Origin of the sequence: Shewanella sp. JNE2 (assembly GCF_023159115.1) — a bacterium.
In the GTDB taxonomy this organism is placed as follows: domain Bacteria; phylum Pseudomonadota; class Gammaproteobacteria; order Enterobacterales; family Shewanellaceae; genus Shewanella; species Shewanella putrefaciens.
In genome coordinates, this window is record NZ_CP096169.1 from 3,338,154 (window position 1) to 3,357,756 (window position 19,603).

Sequence of the window (19,603 nt, forward strand, 5' to 3'; positions counted from 1 at the left end):
CTTAGTAGGCCACAAAGGGCTGCACCTGCTGCCCGGGCTGTAACTGATAAATCCCGGCCGAAACCACCTGCTCGCCACGATTCAAGCCACTGAGCACTTCAATCTGTTGCTCACGCACCGTGCCAACCTGTACGGCAATGCGCTGCACGGTTTGGCTATCAGGCAGATAGCGCCAGACATAAAATTGTTCCGGTGTCGCGGTATCCAGTGCCGAGACGGGAATAAGAACAGTACTGTCAGTCGCGACCTTTTCGGTCACCACATTAACCGTCATACCGGGCAATAAATTGACATCCGGCAAACGTGGCATCGCAAACGAGACCTGATAAGTCTGAGTTAAGGGATCAACTTCAGTGGCATGTTCACGGTAAGCCAGAGGATAGCGTTCGCTGGCAGCTTCTGATAACCGCACTGAAACCAGATAGTCACTGGTATCCCTGACCTGGCGCATAATCTGTTCCGGCACGTTAATATGTACACGCAATTCGGAAATATTTTGCACCCGTAACAATGGCGTACCGGCAGCAACAGTGGCAAAACGCTCGACCAGCCGGCGGGTAACCAGCGCATCAAAGGGCGCTTTAAGTTGGGTGTAGTCCAGATTAAGGCGGGCATTTTCCAACGCAACCCGGGCAATTTCAAAATTGGTTTGCAGCTGATCAAAGGCAGACGGGGTTAAAACTCCCTGTTCACGCAACGGCTTGCCACGTTCCAGATCTCGACTGGCCTGCGCCAACTGCACTTCAGCCTGCTCGACGGCCAATTGATAGTCTGCCGGGTCCAATGCGGCCAGTAATTCTCCGGCAGGAACGACTTGTCCTTGCTGCACCGATAATTCGGTTACCCGGCCACCGACCTGAAACGCCAGATCCACTGTACTGACCGCATCTATACGGCCGACAAAATGCCGGCTATTGGCCTGCTCTTCGCCATTCACGGTATAGAGCTTCACTGTCGGTACCGCCACTGCGGCCGGTGGCGGTGCTTCTGAGCAGGCAGTTAAACCAATAACGATACTCACAACCCACCAGGGCGATTTAATTGCCATCTTCATGCTTGTAGCTCCCGTGCCTGTTGCACTAATTGTTGTTCCAGCGCGCTGCGCTCTGCTGCGGTAAAAGGGGATAAATTCAATAAATCGTGATAAATCAGGGCTTCACTGGCCAGTAACAGCAAGGTTGCCTGCAATGCATTGCCATGTTCAGCCTGAATTTGCTGCAGCACATCCTTATTGTGTTGCTTCACCGGCTGTAACAAAGCTGGCTGCTCAGCCGCCGCCGCCAGAATCGCCATTGCGGTATTGCCGGCAATCTGCCGGGTAAAGTGAGCGCGGTTTTGCAATACCGCTGCCAAGGTCGAGCTTTCTGTGCGCTCTTGCAAGCTACGCTGGCACTCAGCTTCCTCTATCAACTGTTGCACCATGGCACTAATTAACGCCTCTTTACTGGGGAAGTGATAAATCAAACCACCTTTACTGACACCAGCGACTTTGGCAACCGCATCCAGCGTCACTTTACCGGCGCCTTTTTCAGCGGCAACACTGAGTGCGGCCTGAATGATTTGACTGTTAGTCAGTTGAGATTTTTTATTCAAGGATAAGTTCCCGTGCCGAGGCCGGATCGAAGCCGCCGTAGCCACAAAAATACCGACCGGTTGGTGCAGTAAATTATTATTGCATGTTTCGGCTGAATCCGAACACTCATTTCGGTCCAATCCGATCACCCATTTCGGTTTAATCCGATCGCCTGTTTCGGTTTTATCCGATCACTTTTAGCCATTTTCCGAAATCGCTGTTCGGAATGCCGGAATCACTGATCGGAATGCCGAAATGCCGTTCTTTTTCTAACCAAATCAACTGGTAAGCTCATCCTAACTTTAATGCATTTAGGAAAAGCGGACCATGGCTAGAAAGAGAACAGATATGAGCAAAATTAAAGACATTCTCAGGCTTCGCTTTGATGCTGGCCTTAGCTTAAGAGACATCAGTAAATGCTGCTCTGTGGGTCCCGCCACTGTCAGCGAGATCTTGTCACGCTTTGCGACCAGCGGTTTAAGCTGGCCATTGCTTGGTGAAACCAGCGAGACCGAGTTAGAAAAAGCGGTTTATAAAGGCAAAAACTCGTCCAGGCACAAACGTCAGCCAGATTTTGCTTTGATGCATCAGGAACTCAAACGTAAAGGGATGACCAAGCTGCTGTTATGGCAGGAATATCGTGACCTCGATACCGCCACGGCCTATGGCTACACACAGTTTTGTGAGCATTATCAAACCTGGGTTAAAAGCCTCAAACGCAGCATGCGGCAACTGCATATTGCCGGTGACAAACTGTTTATCGATTATTGTGGTCCAACCGTAGCCATCCTTAACCCTGACACCGGTGAGATCCGGTATCACGCCCAAATCTTTGTTGCCACCTTAGGTGCATCGAATTACACCTATGTTGAAGCCGGACGCTCCCAGCAGCTTGAAGATTGGATCATGGCGCATGCCCGTGCCTTCGCGTTCTTTGGTGGTATTCCGCGTTTACTGGTGCCGGATAATCTGCGCTCAGCGGTCAGCAAAACCCATCGTTACATGCCGGTTCTCAATGAAAACTATGCCCGCATGGCACGTCACTACGGCACGGCAGTCATGCCCGCCAGGCCATATAAACCTAAGGACAAATCAAAGGCTGAAAACGCGGTTCTCATTGTGGAGCGTTGGATCCTGATGCGATTACGGCATGAACATTTTTACACGCTGAGCAGTTTAAACCTGCGGATCCGTGAACTGCTGCAAGAGCTGAATCACCGTCAGCAGCGTGTTCATCCTGGCTCTCGCCATGAACTCTATGTCCGGTTTGATAAACCCGCACTGATGCCTTTACCGCTTTATCCCTATGAGTACATCGACAGCAAACATGCCCGTGTCGGGCCTGATTATCATGTGCTGTATGCCAAACATGCCTACTCGGTGCCGCATCATCTGGTGAGTCACACCGTGACGATTGAAGCGACGGCACAAATCATCTGCGTGTATTACCAGGGCAAAGTGGTTGCTCAGCATCCAAGAAAACATCACGACGGCGGTTTTACCACCGTCAAAGAGCATATGCCTGACGCTCATATCAAACAGCGCTGGAGCGCTGAACGGTTAATGGGTTGGGCTGACAACATTGGTCGTGGTGTCAGGGCTGTGATCACCTTCCAGCTGGAGCGTCGTCAGCATCCGGAGCAGGCGGTAAAAAGCTGTCTGGCCATTCTGAGTCTGGCCAAAAAATATAGTAATGAGCGGCTGGAAGCTGCGAGCCAACAGGCGCTGCTACTGGAGCAGCCGTACTTAAAAGTGATTACCAATTTGCTGGTGAACAACAAAGAACACGGCTCCCTCGCTGGTGTTGTTGATGAGCAACCACCACTGACGCACCACAATATCCGCGGCCAACATTACTACCAATAAGGAAAACCAACATGAGTCTATCGACATTACACGAGCAATTGCGGGCGTTGCGGCTTGGTCACTTCAGTCAGGCATTGCAGCAACAACAAGCACAAATTGCGACATACAGCGACATGAGCTTCGAAGAGCGGTTAAGCTTGCTTGCCACGCATGAACTGCTCTGCCGGGATAACACGAAGGTACAAAAGTTATCACGCCAGGCGAAATTACGTATTGATGCTCGCGCCAGTCATATCGATTACCGAGCCAATCGAGGACTACGTAAAGACAAAATTGCCGCCTTACTCAGTGGTCAGTATCTGCACCACAATCAAAACATTATCCTGACAGGCGCTACGGGCTGCGGAAAAACCTACCTTGCCTGCGCACTGGCCACACAAGCGTGTGATCAGCATCATAGCACCCGTTACTACCGTCTTGGTGAGTTGTTGGACGAGCTCAATATCGGACGCGCTGACGGGTCATACCGTCAGCAACTCAGTACACTGGCTAAACGCAAACTACTGATCCTGGACGACTGGGGCATGGAAACACTGACGGCACGCCAGGCAAATGACCTACTTGATGTGATGGAAATGCGTTATCAACAATCAAGCACCATCATTGCAAGTCAAATACCGACCAGCGAATGGTACAAACTCATTCCAAGTCCCACCATTGCAGATGCACTGCTGGACCGTTTACTCCACAACAGCCACCGAATTGAATTAACAGGAGAGTCGATGAGAAAACTAGACCAATCCGATCACTTAGCGTAAAAATACCATCAAGAAAAAGAACGGTTAGCAGGTGATCGGATAACTCCGGAATCGCTGATCGGATTCACCGAAATACGCACACAGTACTGCGTGTAGCCAAGCGCTTTACTGCCGTGCTCTGCCTGATACTCCTGCCATAACAGCAGTTTGGTGACGCCTTTTCTGCGCAGCTCAAGATGTACCTGCACCCACGACGGCAAGACCCGCTGCGTACTGTAATCACGGCCAGGAAATAACTGTTTGTCGAGACTATCAAGCGGATAGTCGGCTGCCAGCGGCCAACTGAGGCCTAAATTGTTAAAGCGGATAACCAAATCACTGATGGTTGCCCGGCCAATATTTAGCGCCTGAGAGATTTGCCTGTCACTTAACTTGGCCTCAAATTTAAGACGGAATATATCCAGATAAGTTTGCATATCTGTCCTTACCATTTTCTTTTTACGTGTCATGACTACTCCGGCAAACAGTTAAAAAACTGTTATGCCAAAGACCGTAAAACGAAGGAAGAACAAACTGGCCGGACGATACCGAAACAGGTGGCCGGATGAAGCCGAAATCAGTGGCCGGATGATACCGAAATGGGTGGCCGACTCATGCCGAAATCGCTGGCCGGATCATCCCGAAATACGCAACCACCAACACCTTGCAGGTCGCGGGCGGCATCTTGTCCTTCCCGGCGGTGAGTGACCTCGCGCGGATCGAGGCCGGCGATCCGCAGTGCCACCGTGTTGCGCGCCGGCACCCGCAGCTTTTGCAGCTTGCACGCCCGCACAACTTCGCGGTGGAACGCCGCCAAGCTACGCTTCTGCTTGGTCAGGAAGCGCTTTTGCAGTAACTCGCGGATGATTCGTTCGACCGACTCCGGCAAGCGGCCTTTACCTTTGCCACCGCTCGACTGCCCAAGAGCCAAGTCAGTGACCAGCCCCGAACCTAGCCGGGCACGGCGGATCAGGACGTAGACCTGCCGCCGGGACAGCCCCAATGCCTGGGCTGCCGCGTCGGCCGCTTCATGCCCAACCGTCTCCGACTGCGCCAACGGCCCAATGATCTCCGCACGACGACGCGCACGCTCCCATGCCTGTTCTGGCAGGGTGGCCACGCCGTGCTCGGTAATCGGTGCGGTATCGGTCGCCATGCTCACCTCGCTTTGGTGCACACGAGTATTGAGCATAGACGAGTTTTGTGCAGAGGAATCCTGATATCGGGTTATCAGGAGCCGTATGCACAACAGGCTTCAAACCGCGCTGAATGGTGCAGTCGTCTTCTGAAAATGACATTTTCACGTTTAATTGAATCGACCAACAAACGAGGGTTTTCTTATCGTCGTACATGGATAACTAACGTGGTGCTTGACGTATACCTGGCTGATGTCATTTCAGAAATGTCGATACTTCATTTCGTTGTTTATGCGGCATTATCAGGTTAGTATTAATGGGTCGCTACAGACTGGGACCAGTTTACTGGGGTAATGATGCCGGAGCATATGTTCCCTTAGCCCGTGAGCAAGATAAAAAGGCCAACCCAGAACTTCATTTTCACCGCCCCCAAGAAAGCATCGAACGGATCTCACTTACAAAGTCGCCTTCGCTAATCCAAATATATTTGGCCATAACGTATTAAAGTGAGCTGGCAGTTAAAAGCCAATCTTTGCATACAAAGCACGCGAAGGATCTTTTGTGATCTCTTAAATTCGGTAAAGTAAAAGCAGTCCAGTATACCGTGACAAGTCACGATAAGTTAGACCGCAAAGAGCGAGTTGCGGACGCTCACAACATGCGCTCACGAAAAAACGAATCTCGGCTTTGTCTTGAAACCTGACATTCAGTCAGCCTGTGCTCGGATAAGTATGCCTGCAGCTCCTGTTCCGAGCGATAAATCAGGTTTAGGGTGCGCATGGCTAGATCCCTTGCTGTATCGCCCAGAACTGATTGGTTAGCTGATCCAATCTTCTGGTGATATTGACCGTCTTTTCGGCAACCTTTCCGCTTAATTTAACGGCATCGAGGTTTTCCTGCGCATTACTTTTTATAATAAGCACGCTTTCACTGACCGAGTTTACCACCGACGTTTGTTCATTTACTGCCCGCGCAATTTGCTCGCTCATGCGGGAAATCGTGCTAATCGCATTCAGGATATTTTCCAGAGCCTGCGCCGTGGCATGGCTTTTTGCCACACTCTGTTCCGCTGCCGCTTCACCGGATCGCATGGCACTGACGGCTTGTCGGACACCACTTTGTAATTGCTCAATGACGCCGCGGATCTCTTTAGTGGATTCTTGGGTGCGATTGGCCAAAGAGCGCACTTCATCGGCAACAACCGCGAAGCCCCGGCCAAGCTCACCTGCTCGTGCAGCTTCAATGGCTGCGTTTAACGCCAACAAATTAGTCTGGTCGGCAATGGCGAGAATAACGTCGAGGATTTTTTCAATTTCATTGCTGCTTATGGCAACGTTATTGATGACCTGCGACGCCGAGTGAATGAGACGTTTCAATTCATTAATGGTGCTGGCATTTTCATCAACAACCTGTTTGCCGGAGTTGGCAATTGCCAGTCCGTCAGCAGAGGCGGTAGAAGTTTCGGCTGCGTTGATGGATACGCTTTGGATACTCACGGCCATCTGTTCCATTGCCGTTGCAACCTGCTCTGTTTGTTCAAACTGACGTAAGGTGCCATTTTCAGATTGTGTTACGGCAGCACTTAAACTTTGGGCATTTTCACTTAAGGTTGACGACATATCATTGATGCGGCCAATTAATGCCGCGTTCTCAGACTCAAGTTTTTTAACCGCCAGTAACAAAGTCCCGGCTTCATCATTTCGACCGGTGTAGACGTAGCGCGCGACCTTATCTTCAGAAATGGTTTTGAGTTTCGTTAATGCGAGCAGTAAAGGTTGGCTAAAGACGAAGACTGCGGCGCTGACAACAAAGGTACTAAAAATTGTGGCTAATAGTACGAGTAAGGCGGAGTAGTTTAAGAGATAAACCAGTACCGGCAATAGTAAGCCGGCAAAGAGTGTAATCAATATTTTGGCGGGCAGCGATAGTGAATCGCCCAGCTTGCGTAAAGATTTTCCAGCCTGGATGGCGGTGTAAACTTCTTCTGCCCGAGTAATAAATTCAGGCTTTGCTTTACGCCTTACCGATTGATATTCCTCGGTTCTGCCATTCTTTTTAATCGGCGTTGCATAAGCATCAACCCAGTAATGGTCACCGTTTTTACAGCGATTTTTGACAATACCCATCCAGGATTTTTCGGCGCGTAAATCAGCCCAAAACATTTTAAATACGGCGGGTGGCATATCAGGGTGGCGGACAATGTGGTGGTTCTGACCTTTTAGCTCTTCTTTGCTGAAGCCGCTGATATCAATAAAGTCTTTGTTAATATAAGTGATTTTGCCATCAAGATTAGTGGTCGATAGAATATTGGCTTGGGCAGAAAAACGCTGCTCCACGCCGGTGACCGGTAAATTCTGTTTCATATTGGGTCCACCTACGTATGATCTTTAGGATTTGAAAAGGTGCTTCATTCGTGATCTAATTGATTTTGCGAATAAAAAAGATCACCTTTGCAGGCAAAACGAATGAAGCACGAACAAGATAGCCCATTCTTAAACGCTTTTGAACGACTTTTTTCTCCAGATGAGCTTGATACGCTTGGGCAAAAACCGGATTTATGAAACGTCGTCGCCAGGTCACGCCGCATAAGTTCTGCATGGCGTTGGTCAGCGCCCTTGGCTCTGGGACTACGAATTCTATTACCGATATCCACCGTCAATTTAATCATATGCACTTCACCAACATACAGCTAAAACCTTTTCATAAACAGTTGGTTAAAATGGCTGCGCCTGAGTTTATGCGTGAAGTGTTTGAAAAAGCACTGGCTGTGCATCTTCCAGATATGCTTACTCTGCGAGAGAAGTATAAAGACGTTTTTGAACGTATTATTTTGCAAGATGGCACCAGTTTCGCGGTGCATGGCGACTTAATGCACTATTTTCCAGGCCGTTTTAACGTACACAACCCTGCTGCGGTTGAGTTGCATGTCACCTATGATGTGTTCAAAGGACAACCACAGCGCGTAAGCCTGACCGAAGATATTGCGCCAGAGCGGGAGTATTTGCCATCAGCCTCATCCTTAGCTGGTTGCTTATTTATGGCAGATGCGGGTTATTTTTCAAAGGCTTATGTCCAGGAATTGCAAGACGCCAGCGCTTTTTTCATCATCCGCATGAGCAACAGCGTGAATCCAATGGCCGGTTGCAACAAAAGCCAGCAGGCAAAACCGCTGAAATCATGGCTAAAAGAATTACCCGGTACAGGTGCGTTGGATTTAGACGTGCATTGGCCGGATGGTCCAATTTATCGTTGTGTGGCATTTGCCGCATTAGATCACAAAAAAAGACATGTTTTGGTGTGCACCAACCTTGATCGGCAACCGTTTCCCGCAGAAGTTGTCGGCGACCTCTACCGTGTCCGCTGGCAGATTGAACTGCTATTCAAAGAATGGAAGTCGATGAATAATTTGAATAAATTCGACACATATCATCCAACAATAGTCGAAACGCTGATCTGGGGAAGCTTGCTTGTGGCAACCTTAAAACGGTGGCTTATCAACGCGGCACAACAAAAGTATAACCGGGTGATTTCACTGTTTACCGGTGCAAAATCAGCCCATATCTGGTGGTTTACCCTTTTGTTTAGATATTGCCAGAAGCCATGGCGCAGATTTAGTGACGGCCATAAATGAAGCATTGGCATTTTTAGCACAACGTTGCCAGCGTCAGAATTTGAAGAGGGATCAAAAAAACGGGGTGTTTAAAATGCTAACTAATCTAAATATATCAGCAGCTTAAGCTCTTAAGGACATACGTATGAGCAAAATCATTTTCATGCTCAAACGCGATACGAAGATCCGTTAAGTAGTAAGCCTCTGGATACTCAGGAACCAAATTGCGAATTTCGGGGTCGTCCGGCCACTCATTTCGGTGTGAACCGGCCAGTCATTTCGGTATCGTCCGGCCACCTGTTTCGGTGTGAACCGGCCAGTAGTTTCGGTATCGTCCGGCCACCTCTTTCGGTGTGATCCGGTCAGTCGTTTCGGTATCATCCGGCCATCTTTTTCTTTCTTCGTTTCAGGTGCTGCGGCATAACTGGGGTTTCCCTGTCAGCCGGAGCTTGTATGACACGCAAAAAGAAATTGATGAGAACCGATATGAGAACTTATCTGGAAGTGTTCCGGCTGTGTTTTGACGATCAGCTGTCCCACCGCCAAATTGCCCTTGCCCTGGGCATTGGCCGCTCGACTGTGACTGATTTAATTGCCCGCTTTAATAACCTCAACCTTGCATGGCCTCTCGCCCCAGAGGTGTCCTTAAATACCCTTGATCAGGCTCTGTTGCCAGGACGTGATTACCAGACCAAACGGGTCTTGCCCGACTGGTTACGTATCGATTTGGAGTTAAAAGATCCGAAGCTAACCAAGCAGTTATTGTGGCAGGAGTACCAAGCTGAACATGGCCGCGCAGCGCTGGGATATACCCAATTCTGCGAACATTATCGCCGCTGGAAAGGCTCGCAGCGCCGTTCGATGCGCCAACAGCATTATGCAGGCGAGAAACTCTTTATCGATTTCTGTGGCCCCACGGTGCCCATTGTCGACCCGCGCACTGGCGAAATCCGCAAAGCCGCCATCTTCGTGGCCACCTTAGGTGCATCCAATTACACCTATATCGAAGCCTGTGCCGGGCAGGATCAGCAGTCCTGGCTGATGGCCAACAGCCGTTGCCTGAGCTTTTTAGGCGGTGTGCCGACATTATTGGTGCCGGATAATCTCAAGGCTGCTGTGGCCAAAGCTGACAAGTTTGAGCCGACCATCAACAGTGATTACCAGGCACTGGCGCGACATTACCGATGCACCGTCATGCCTGCGCGTCCTTATAAACCAAAGGATAAAAGCAAAGTAGAAGGTGCTGTGCTGATTGTTGAGCGCTGGGTATTAGCGCGGCTTCGCCACCAGATCTTTTACTCGCTGGAGGCACTGAATCAGGCGATCCGATTGCTGAATCACCAGCTAAACGAGCGGCCAATGAAAGCTTATAACGGATTAAGCCGTAAAGACTTGTTCCAACAAATTGACCAGCCTGCGCTCAAAGCGCTGCCTGCATTCCCGTATGAATACACCGAATACAAAGTGGCCAAAGTGGGACCGGATTACCACCTGCAGTTCGATAAACATTACTACTCGGTACCGCATGCCTTGTGCGGTGAGCGGCTGGAAATACAGGCCACTGCCACCATGATCTGGGTGCATCACAAAGGCCAGTGTGTGGCGCAGCATGTGCGAAGTAGCAAAGCCTTCGGTCAAACCTCGGAGTTATCACACTTGCCACCAGCCCACGCCGCGCATCAGGAATGGGGGCCAGAGCGATTAAGGCAATGGGCAGAGAAAATAGGGCCGGATACGCTAGGCGTGGTGCTGGCGATAGAGAAGCGTAAAGCTCATCCGGTCTTGGCACAGCGCACCTGTCTGGCACTGCTTGGCCTGCAAAAAAGTTATGGCAGCAAACGGCTGGAACGCGCCTGCGGCATGGCACTGCAACAACAGGCGACGTTCACCGGCTTTATTAAAAACTTGCTGAAAAACGGCTTCGATCAAACTCAACCTGACACCGAAAGTAGCGCCCCAGCACTTATACACACCAACTTACGTGGTCCTCACCACTACCAATAAGGACAGAATAATGGATCTGATCATGACACAATTACGCCAGCTGAAAATGGCGGCGATGGCCAAAGCTCTGGAGCTGCAACGGCAAAATCCGCATAACTACAACGGCTTGAGCTTCGAAGAACGATTGGGCTTATTGGTGGAGCAAGAGCAGTTCTCACGCGACAACACCCGCCTGATGAGGCTGCGCAAAGATGCTGGGCTGCGACTTCGGGCCAGTCCGGAGGAGCTGAAATACCCGGCACGACGCGGCATACGACCAGAGCAACTGACCCCCCTGCTGCAAGGGCATCACCTGAACTACGGCCAAAACGTACTCATCACGGGAGCAACAGGCTGCGGCAAAACCTATTTGGCCTGTGCGTTGGGAGAACAAGCGTGCAGACAGAATAAAAAGGTGAGGTACTACCGACTGGGTCGCCTGATGGAAGCGTTGAAACTGGGGCATGCCGATGGCAGTTATTTAAAGCAATTAAGCCAGTTGCAAAAGCTGGACCTATTGATCCTGGACGACTGGGGGTTAGAAGGATTTAAGGGTAAACAAATCAGCGATCTGCTGGATGTGATTGAAGACAGATACGAGCAACGCAGCACAGTGATCGTTAGCCAATTACCGGTCAGTGAATGGTATGGACTCATGGAAAATCCGACGGTAGCAGATGCGCTGTTAGACCGATTGATCCACAACGCCCATCGACTGGAATTAACAGGAGAATCGCAACGGAAAAAAGTCTGGCTGAACCAGCGGAAGTAAGTTAAAAAGTGAGGGGTTACGAAGAAAAGATCAGATGGCCGGACGATACCGAAACAGCTGGCCGGACAAACCGAAATACGCACATGATGGTCTTTTTGCAAAAAAAAGTTTTTAACTGATAGCTTTGTAAGGAAATAAAATGCCAATTGCACGTAATCTGTCAGACATATTTATTCAAACTCTTGAGCAGGCTATAGACAGTGTCGTCGTCATTGACTCTCAAAACTGTATAGTCCTGTTCAACGCAGCTGCTGAAAAGTTGTGGGGGTATTCCAGGGATGAAGTGATTGGGGAAGACGTAAAAATTTTGGTACCTCTGCATATCCGACCAGAACATGACAGTTACATCAATGCAAATAGAACAACCGGAATTAACAAAATTGTAGGGACTAGTCGAGATGTACCAATTCACCGTAAAGATGGCGGTTGTCGCTGGGGTGCAATGTCTATCTCGAAGGTAGAGAGCGAGGGGCAAATTCTCTATACAGCCTTTATTAAAGACGTAACTCAGCAGTATTACGAAAAAGAAAAGTTACGGCTTTTATCTCTGGTGACAGACCAAACGGACAGTGCAATTATTATCACTGACGGACAATGGAAGATTATTTATGTAAACGCTGGATTTGAAAAAGTGTTCGGCTACACGGCAAAAGAGGTTGAAGGACTTCATCCTACGGCTTTACTTACTCCGAATTTATCTCAGACCTCAATAGCCAAAGTGCATGAAAAATTGCTTAATGGGCTGCCCGTTAAGTCGGAAGAGTTGACACATGTAAAGAGTGGCGAGCGGATCTGGAGCAGCATCACTGTCAATCCCATTCTTGATGATCATAATAGCTTGACGCATACGGTGAGTATTCTTTCTGATATCACAGGCGCGAAAATGCATGAAGTTATGCAACATTGCATTCTCGATGCGATGGCCAGAGAAGAGCCTCTTGAGAACTTGATGGAAATTGCGTGTCGAGAAATTGAGCGTATAGCTCCTGAAATTATAGCAGCGGTGCTTCAGGTTGATGATGAAAATAAGTTACACCCTCTAGCAGCACCTAGCCTGGAACAGGCTTATAAAAACGTGCTCGAAGGAATGCCAATAGGCGAGTGTGTAGGAACCTCCGGCACGGCGGCGTTTCGCGGAGAAACGGTTGTAGTAAGTGATATTGAAACCGATCCGTTATGGATGGACCTTCGAGCGGACATTCTTCCTCTAGGCATCAAAAGTTGCTGGGCTACCCCCATTAAAAACAGCAAAGGGTTATGTGTTGGAACCCTGGCATTTTATTACAAAGAGAAGCGCCAACCATCAGCATTTCATCAGCGATTAGTTGAAGCCATCGTTCCATTGTGCACTTTGGCGATGGAGCGAGAAGAAAGCCGTCAGAATATACGTCAGTTAGCGTTCTATGACAGTTTAACGGAGCTTCCAAATCGCAGCTTGTTACACGCAAAGGCTGAGCATGCGCTTATTGAAGCCAAACGAAGCAAGACGACTTTAGCTGTTCTCTTTATAGATATTGATCGGTTTAAGCAGGTGAATGATTCACTTGGTCATCCCGCCGGTGATGCATTACTCCAACAATTTGCAGAGCGTTTGAGCTTTCAGCGTAGACAAACCGACATTGTTGGTCGTTTGTCCGGTGATGAGTTTGTCGTCGTCTTACCAGGATGTGAAGTGAGTAATGTCACCGAAATTATTGAGGAAATAAAGCTCAATATTTCGCAGCCTTGCAAGATCGGAGGCTCTACCTTGTCACCTTCTGCCAGCATAGGGATTAGTTTATACCCACAAGATGGCCATGACATAGGCTCACTTATCCATCGTGCAGATATGGCCATGTATCAGGCGAAGAGCACTGGTCGAGGCCGATTTAGCTTTTTTAGTCATGAACTGAATCAGTTGGCTCAAGAGCGCCAGGAGCTCGAAAATGCTTTGCGAGAAGCGATAGAAAATAACGAACTAAAACTACACTTTCAACCTCAAATAAGCATGTCTGAAGGTAGATTATATGGCGTTGAAGCGTTGGCTCGCTGGGAACATCCTAAGTTTGGAACAGTATCTCCAGCTCGCTTCATCCCACTTGCAGAAGAATGCGGGTTAATTGGAGTTCTGGGCCACTGGGCTATTAAAGAAGCCTGTCAGCAAATGGCGATCTGGAGAAGAAAAGGGATCAACATTCCTGCAATCTCCGTGAATTTGTCGCCTAGTAATTTCCATAACTTAGACTTGTGCGGAATGATAACGCAAACACTAACTCAACATAACCTGCAAGCGAGCGATTTAACATTAGAGCTGACAGAAAGTGTTTTACTCGACACAAATCCCAGCACAATGAAAGTGCTCAATGAGGTTCACGCTCAAGGGATACGCTTGGCAATGGATGATTTCGGTACCGGTTATTCGAGTTTAAGCTACTTACGCAGATTACCAATCCATGAATTAAAGTTAGACCGAAGTTTTGTACTGGATTTAGAAAATGATGCAACCAGCCGTGCTCTGAGCGATGCAGTCTTGCGGATTGGTGAAAGTTTGCAATTAAAGGTGGTCGCAGAAGGTGTTGAAGAGGAAGGTCAGTATCAGATTTTGAAGGGGCAAGGTTACCATGTTGCTCAAGGATACTTACTATCAAAACCGCTAAGCTCCATTGACTTGGAGCAATGGATCCAAAATGCAAAAACAGTCTAAATGTTCATACTATTTGCTATTGAAGTGCATTGTGTCGACGGGAGTTCGAAATGTTTTTAAATAAAAAGTTAAAGGAACAAGTTCTGCAGCTACAAGAAGAATTGTCTTCTCTGCAGCAAGTTCAAAGGAGCTTAGATAGTGAAATGTTGTCCGTAATTATGGACCCAAAAGGAAGCATAACAGCGGTTAACTCAAACTTTGAACAAGAAATGATATACAGCGGTAGTCAGTTGATGGGTAGATCGTGGCTTGAGCTTGTACCTCCTTATGCGCAAAAAACTGATCATTTCCGGCGAATGAAAGAAGCGCTCCAACAAGGTAAGCATTGGGCTGGTGCCGCTCAAGTGTACCGTGGTAATGGTGAAGAAGCCTGGTTAAGAGTGATTTTGCAACCAGTACAAGATACGAAAGGTAAAGTTCTGCATGTCTCCATCTATGCCAGTGACCTGACTAGGACAATTGAAGCATCCAAGGAGCATGAGAACCTTATTGAAGCATTACAGCGTTCTACAGCCGTGATTGAGTTTGACCTCAACGGTCATGTTATTACCGCCAATAATCGTTTTCTCAACGCTATGGGCTATGGTCTGGCACAGATCGTGGGTAAACATCACCGTCTATTTTGTACAGAGCAGGAGTATAACTCTGATCGTTATCGGTCATTCTGGGCGAAATTAAACCGAGGAGAATTTGTCGCCGAGCGCTTTCAGCGTCTGGACAGCCGTGGTGATATCGTATGGCTTGAAGCGTCTTACAATCCCATATCCGATTCACATGGAAGGCTCTATAAGATTGTGAAATTTGCGACCGTCATTACCGAACAAGTTGATCGCGAGTTAGCAGTAGCACAAGCGGCAGATGTTGCTTATGAAATTTCGCAACATACCGATGCAGCATCAGTTCGTGGCAGCGAAGTGTTAAAGGAAACGGTTACTGTGATGCAGGAGCTTTCTGAGCAAATGGAAGACGCGTCCGCCGGTATTGCCGCGTTAGATAAACAATCGCAAATTATAGGTACCATAATCAAAAGTATCAGTGGTATTGCCGACCAAACCAATTTGCTGGCATTAAATGCAGCGATTGAAGCAGCAAGAGCGGGTGAGCAGGGACGCGGTTTTGCGGTGGTGGCAGATGAAGTCCGCCATCTGGCATCTCGCACGACTAAAGCGACAGTAGAGATTATTGATGTCGTACTCCAAAACCAAAAACTAGCTGAACAAGCGGTAAAGATTATCGAACAAGGAAAGGTGCAGGCTCATCATGCGCTAGAACTCTCCGCTCAATCGGGTTCGGTGATGGTTGAGATCCAGGATGGGGCTAAGAAGGTTGTTAGTGCTGTAGGGCAATTTACCAATCACTTAGATCCATAACCGCTCCATTCCTCGTGCTATCCTTTCTTTGGAGGTAGGATTACGGACAACATTTAGCCTTAAAATCTTTGAAAAAGTAACAGATAAAACAGCGTTAGTTTATAATTCAATGAATGCGTTCAGGCCGTCAGTGTTAGCCTTTTTCTTCTGGCAGGAAGGGAGAAAGTGATCACTGATGGCCACCCAATCTTTCGAGCTGCGCCGGATATAGGTTCAATAAATGTCAAAGCACATCAGAACCTGACTAAACATAAATCAGAATTCATATTTACCTAACTAGCCACCACAGTATTCCAAATAAGAGCATTATCTGTACCAGTCTTTATAGGTAGTTTATGCTTTACAAAACTGAACTAAAATTAAGTGTGTTTTTGACTGTCATGATAGTCATTATCAGCGAGGCAGTTTACCTAAATAAAACCCATGATTTTTGCTCGAATGAAATCTATGGAGAATATTTAGCTCCAGATAAGGTGCACAAAGCTGTTTGAATGGATAATTGTCTTTGTATAGGCTTTAGAGTTTCTCCAGGTATTTTCAAGCTCTTTCTTACGTGCATTTACTTTATCACACCAAGCAAAATAAAATTTCTTAGCTAAGTCCATCAGAACCTCTTTACTGCTAACAATTTCATCAAAAGGAAAAACCACGCTTTTAAGCAGGGACAACCCTTTTGAGTTTTTAAAATACTGCAACGCTAACGTAAAAATTCATCAATCTCAAACCTTTGGTAGCGAGTACCTAGCTATGGGACGAGCAAAGCGTGAATAAACACACCAAGTAATTTGAAAATACATATATAACATTTGACAAGATTGCATACTACTGACTGACAAATACAAACTGGTTAGTAGTTCAAAATAGACATGGATAGCACTTCCCATATAAACCATTTGGAATTTCGTGAATGTATCGAAATTTTCGAGAGCTCCGTTTCAGTTTTTGTCAGGAATGTCAGCTTTCAGTGAAAAGCGCAGATTTAATCGAAGCTTAGTGAATATCCGCTTCTGGCACATAAGTAATATTCATAAAGTGCGAATACTAAATTAACTTACTTTACTGCAAAAACCGTAACCAACGTTTTCATTGAGTCACCCGGAATCATAACAAAGTGCATTTTGCTACCAAGATGCTGCCAGAACTCGGCCTCTTGTGCATATTTTTTTGCTTTTTTAGTAGCGACGCTTTCTGGTAACTCGGCTTTAGTTAACGCAGAACATAGCAGCTTTGAGCATAAAGCCTTCCAAGGATGCTTAGGTACGCCGTCTGAAAGCCGTTCCACGAACCTTTCAAGCGCGTGACGAGTCACCACGACAGGTCCAATGTTCGGAACGTTGATGACCTCATCGATTTCTCTCACTGTAGCATTATCGACGCTGTATTCTTCAAAAGAATATGAGAGCCAATCTTCCCGTTTCTCTACCGATATCTGTGCTTCTTGGTAACGGGTGAGCAAGAACCTGGTCAGGCTGTAAAGTGAATGCTGAGTTGAGCGTTGTTTCTGTAACTTTTTGATGGCTCCTTTACTGACTCGGATTTGAAGCCCATTGCCGCTTCGGTTACTGCCCATCACCTCTTTCACTGACAAGAGGTGATGAATAGCATAGAGCTCAGCTGCAATAGGCTTTTTCTGCTCAGGTAGCTTGTCGTATTGCTCACCTAAATTGACCTTTAGCTCGCCACCTCTTCGAATGCCGGTCTTCCAGTAAACCGTAAACTCACCATCAATCTGCTTTGTTAACAGGGTTAATACCATCATGTTTGTTTCTCCTATTGGTTATCTATTTTTCATTCTCCATGTTTTTTCAAATATGCAAGGCGCAAAAAAAGGGGCCGAAGCCCCTTGGATCAGATATGAACTTTCGGAAAGCCGATGGCACCGTAAACATTCAGCACATCATTCCAATCCCAACTTTTCACGCCGAGTGACGTTGGTATCGGAGGGATCAACACTTGTGTCAGGATGCCTTTTTGCCAGGCTTTTTTCTTGAGTTCATTCGCAGCATTCAGGCCGGTCTCAGAGAGATCGTGATCTGCCCAGATGTACAGCATTTTCACATTACTTGGTGGTTCAAACCTAGCCAGTAGCGTTGCATTCACAACCGACCAACATGTTTGTCCCGTAGCTCTGGTAACCGCTAGAGCTGTTTCGATGCCTTCAGAAACACCTAATACTCCACCAGGTTCACCTATCGGAATGGCACCTCCAGTGATTGCTCTGTCACTTGGTATCGGCATCATCTTTTTAGGCTTTTCAACCGGCGCTTTGAATCCATCTTCACTTAGGTAGATCCGATGAAACGTGGCCGAACGCCCTTGCTGCGTAACGATTTTACCTAGCAGCGCTGGGTAGCTATCGATAAACAGACCATCTTCATCATGGTAAGGCAAGCTTGGATGAAACCTCAGCACCGAATCCCATTCAGGACGAAGCCGCGTCACAATGCCACGACGATGCAAGTAGTTCCAAACTGGTTGCGCACGAGTATCTGCAAGAGATAGCGTTTCTCCCCAGGTTTGATTCAAGCGATGGATAATCGCTTTGTCCTCGTCCTGCTTTCTAGCCTTCCAATCAACAGCGTTACGCGTTATTACCCGAGAAGGTGCTTGTATTTGTCCGGGTTGAATACCAAGAACTTGGCCAATTGCTTCAATAGACTGAGCAAAGTTCCACCCATTAATCCAAGACAACAGTTCAAAGCCATCATGAAAGATACCGCAGGTATTACAAACGCCACCACCGGTATATTCAGCATCTTTGAAAAGCCTAAAGCCATCACGACCGCCATGAACAGGACAAGCCACATGACGGCCTTTTCGAGCAATAGCGGCATCAAGTTCTGGCACCAATGCCGCTAATACTTGAAGCCATTGGTCGTTAAGATATGGCCTTACTGTTTCAATTTGTAAAGGTAACGCCATATAACCTCCTTAAGTAAAAAGCCGACTCCTACCACTGGTGGTAAAAGTCAGCTTGGGTCCTGCATTAAGCCGTTTGGTTAATGCAGGAACGTTAGTCAAGCTGGATACCATGTCGTCTTAATAGCCACATGATGGAATCACGAAGCACATCAGGATCGACAACCGCAGCCATCGCGCAAACACGAAAGCAAAATGGCGCTAATTCGTCATTTTTAATCCACGACAACACATCCTTTCGCAACCGAGTACTGACACGGCCATCCAGCAATACTCGGATCGCATCCAATAGAATGCCTTCGCGTAACTGCCAGATTTCCGTGTCAGACCAAGTGACTGGGGCATCATCAAACTCAAATAGAAATTCGAGCTGTGATGATGTGTGTTGATGGGACTGCTTTTGTGATGTAGGAGAATGGGCAATGCGCCCATTCATTAAAGATAACCGCGTTCGGCAAGCGAAACGCAGCCCTCGGATGCGACCACAACATGGTCAAGCGTTCGAATATCAACAAGTGACAAGGCGTCACGGAGTCGATGAGTGATGCGTTTATCAGCTTCACTAGGTTCAGGATCACCCGATGGATGGTTATGAACCAGTATCACTGCTGCCGCATTAAGCTCTAGCGCACGCTTTGTTACTTCCCTTGGATACACGCTCGCCGCATCTAAAGTGCCTTTGAACAGCTCTTCAAATCGAATAACGCGATGCTTTGTATCAAGAAACAGCACGCCAAAGACTTCGTGCTCATACTCGTGCATCAGTGTTTGCAGGTATGAGAACGCCGACGATGGCTGTTCAATTTTGCGACCTTTACTCAATCGACCACGGGAAAGCTTGAGCGCCATATCTAATATATCGGCTTCGGTCACCTGCTCAGGAACGATGTAAGTACCGGCTTCTTCGCCAGCTAAGAATTTTTTGTTTTTCATAGGAGTCTCCAAAAAAACGGA

At 47.7% G+C, this 19,603-nt stretch carries 14 protein-coding genes and 2 pseudogenes; 7 read left to right on the plus strand and 9 right to left on the minus strand.

Going from position 1 to position 19,603, the window contains the following annotated elements; all coding sequences use genetic code 11:
* Position 1: 1 nt before the first annotated feature.
* The gene (locus MZ182_RS14960) at positions 2 to 1,054 is read right to left on the minus strand and encodes an efflux RND transporter periplasmic adaptor subunit (protein ID WP_248065744.1); all 1,053 of its coding nucleotides are present in this window, start codon (positions 1,052 to 1,054) and stop codon (positions 2 to 4) included.
* Positions 1,051 to 1,593 carry a TetR/AcrR family transcriptional regulator gene (locus MZ182_RS14965; RefSeq protein WP_248065743.1) on the minus strand — a complete coding sequence of 181 codons (543 nt, stop codon included), beginning with the start codon at positions 1,591 to 1,593 and terminating at the stop codon, positions 1,051 to 1,053. The genes MZ182_RS14960 and MZ182_RS14965 overlap by 4 nt, the downstream gene beginning before the upstream one ends.
* Before the next feature lie 307 nt (positions 1,594 to 1,900).
* On the opposite strand from MZ182_RS14965, the gene istA (MZ182_RS14970) reads away from it, so the two are divergent.
* Together istA (MZ182_RS14970) and istB (MZ182_RS14975) are read left to right on the plus strand one after the other, a co-directional pair.
* Positions 1,901 to 3,439 carry an IS21 family transposase gene (istA, locus tag MZ182_RS14970; RefSeq protein WP_108361578.1) on the plus strand — a complete coding sequence of 513 codons (1,539 nt, stop codon included), beginning with the start codon at positions 1,901 to 1,903 and terminating at the stop codon, positions 3,437 to 3,439.
* An 11-nt stretch (positions 3,440 to 3,450) separates the two neighbouring features.
* Positions 3,451 to 4,197, plus strand: coding sequence for an IS21-like element helper ATPase IstB (gene istB / locus MZ182_RS14975; RefSeq protein ID WP_108361577.1), 747 nt, complete (start codon positions 3,451 to 3,453; stop codon positions 4,195 to 4,197).
* An 8-nt stretch (positions 4,198 to 4,205) separates the two neighbouring features.
* Here the strand turns inward: istB (MZ182_RS14975) and MZ182_RS14980 are convergent, their stop codons facing one another.
* The 3 genes and pseudogenes from MZ182_RS14980 to MZ182_RS14990 form a co-directional block, all read right to left on the minus strand.
* Positions 4,206 to 4,646: a hypothetical protein gene (locus tag MZ182_RS14980; RefSeq protein ID WP_248065742.1), complete on the minus strand. Its 441-nt coding sequence runs from the start codon at positions 4,644 to 4,646 to the stop codon at positions 4,206 to 4,208.
* A 182-nt stretch (positions 4,647 to 4,828) separates the two neighbouring features.
* A pseudogene (locus MZ182_RS14985) lies at positions 4,829 to 5,332 on the minus strand (transposase); the annotation flags it as partial.
* A gap of 762 nt (positions 5,333 to 6,094) precedes the next feature.
* Positions 6,095 to 7,675: a methyl-accepting chemotaxis protein gene (locus tag MZ182_RS14990; protein WP_248065741.1), complete on the minus strand. Its 1,581-nt coding sequence runs from the start codon at positions 7,673 to 7,675 to the stop codon at positions 6,095 to 6,097.
* A gap of 102 nt (positions 7,676 to 7,777) precedes the next feature.
* Between MZ182_RS14990 and MZ182_RS14995 the strand changes: the two are divergent.
* From MZ182_RS14995 to MZ182_RS21375, 5 genes and pseudogenes are all read left to right on the plus strand, one after another.
* Positions 7,778 to 9,049, plus strand: a pseudogene (locus MZ182_RS14995) (IS4 family transposase).
* A 326-nt stretch (positions 9,050 to 9,375) separates the two neighbouring features.
* Entirely contained in the window at positions 9,376 to 10,926 is a 1,551-nt protein-coding gene (gene istA, locus MZ182_RS15000; protein ID WP_248065740.1) for an IS21 family transposase, read from the plus strand.
* Positions 10,927 to 10,936: 10 nt separating this feature from the next.
* Positions 10,937 to 11,677 (plus strand): IS21-like element helper ATPase IstB, encoded by a 741-nt coding sequence (gene istB, locus MZ182_RS15005; RefSeq protein ID WP_248065739.1) that lies wholly within the window; start codon positions 10,937 to 10,939, stop codon positions 11,675 to 11,677.
* A gap of 139 nt (positions 11,678 to 11,816) precedes the next feature.
* The gene (locus MZ182_RS15010) at positions 11,817 to 14,360 is read left to right on the plus strand and encodes an EAL domain-containing protein (RefSeq protein ID WP_248065738.1); all 2,544 of its coding nucleotides are present in this window, start codon (positions 11,817 to 11,819) and stop codon (positions 14,358 to 14,360) included.
* Positions 14,361 to 14,410: 50 nt separating this feature from the next.
* Positions 14,411 to 15,730 (plus strand): methyl-accepting chemotaxis protein, encoded by a 1,320-nt coding sequence (locus MZ182_RS21375; protein ID WP_262917206.1) that lies wholly within the window; start codon positions 14,411 to 14,413, stop codon positions 15,728 to 15,730.
* Positions 15,731 to 16,781: 1,051 nt separating this feature from the next.
* Here the strand turns inward: MZ182_RS21375 and MZ182_RS15025 are convergent.
* From MZ182_RS15025 to radC, 4 genes are all read right to left on the minus strand, one after another.
* Complete coding sequence (locus MZ182_RS15025; protein WP_248065736.1) at positions 16,782 to 17,489, minus strand: hypothetical protein; 708 nt, start codon at positions 17,487 to 17,489, stop codon at positions 16,782 to 16,784.
* 89 nt (positions 17,490 to 17,578) lie between these two features.
* The gene (locus MZ182_RS15030; RefSeq protein ID WP_248065735.1) at positions 17,579 to 18,652 is read right to left on the minus strand and encodes a primase-helicase zinc-binding domain-containing protein; all 1,074 of its coding nucleotides are present in this window, start codon (positions 18,650 to 18,652) and stop codon (positions 17,579 to 17,581) included.
* A 91-nt stretch (positions 18,653 to 18,743) separates the two neighbouring features.
* Entirely contained in the window at positions 18,744 to 19,085 is a 342-nt protein-coding gene (locus MZ182_RS15035) for a hypothetical protein (protein WP_001014427.1), read from the minus strand.
* On the minus strand, positions 19,085 to 19,582 hold the full coding sequence (radC, locus tag MZ182_RS15040; RefSeq protein ID WP_248065734.1) for a RadC family protein: 498 nt from the start codon (positions 19,580 to 19,582) through the stop codon (positions 19,085 to 19,087). Before radC ends, MZ182_RS15035 begins: the two co-directional genes overlap by 1 nt.
* Between the last annotated feature and the right edge of the window lie 21 nt (positions 19,583 to 19,603).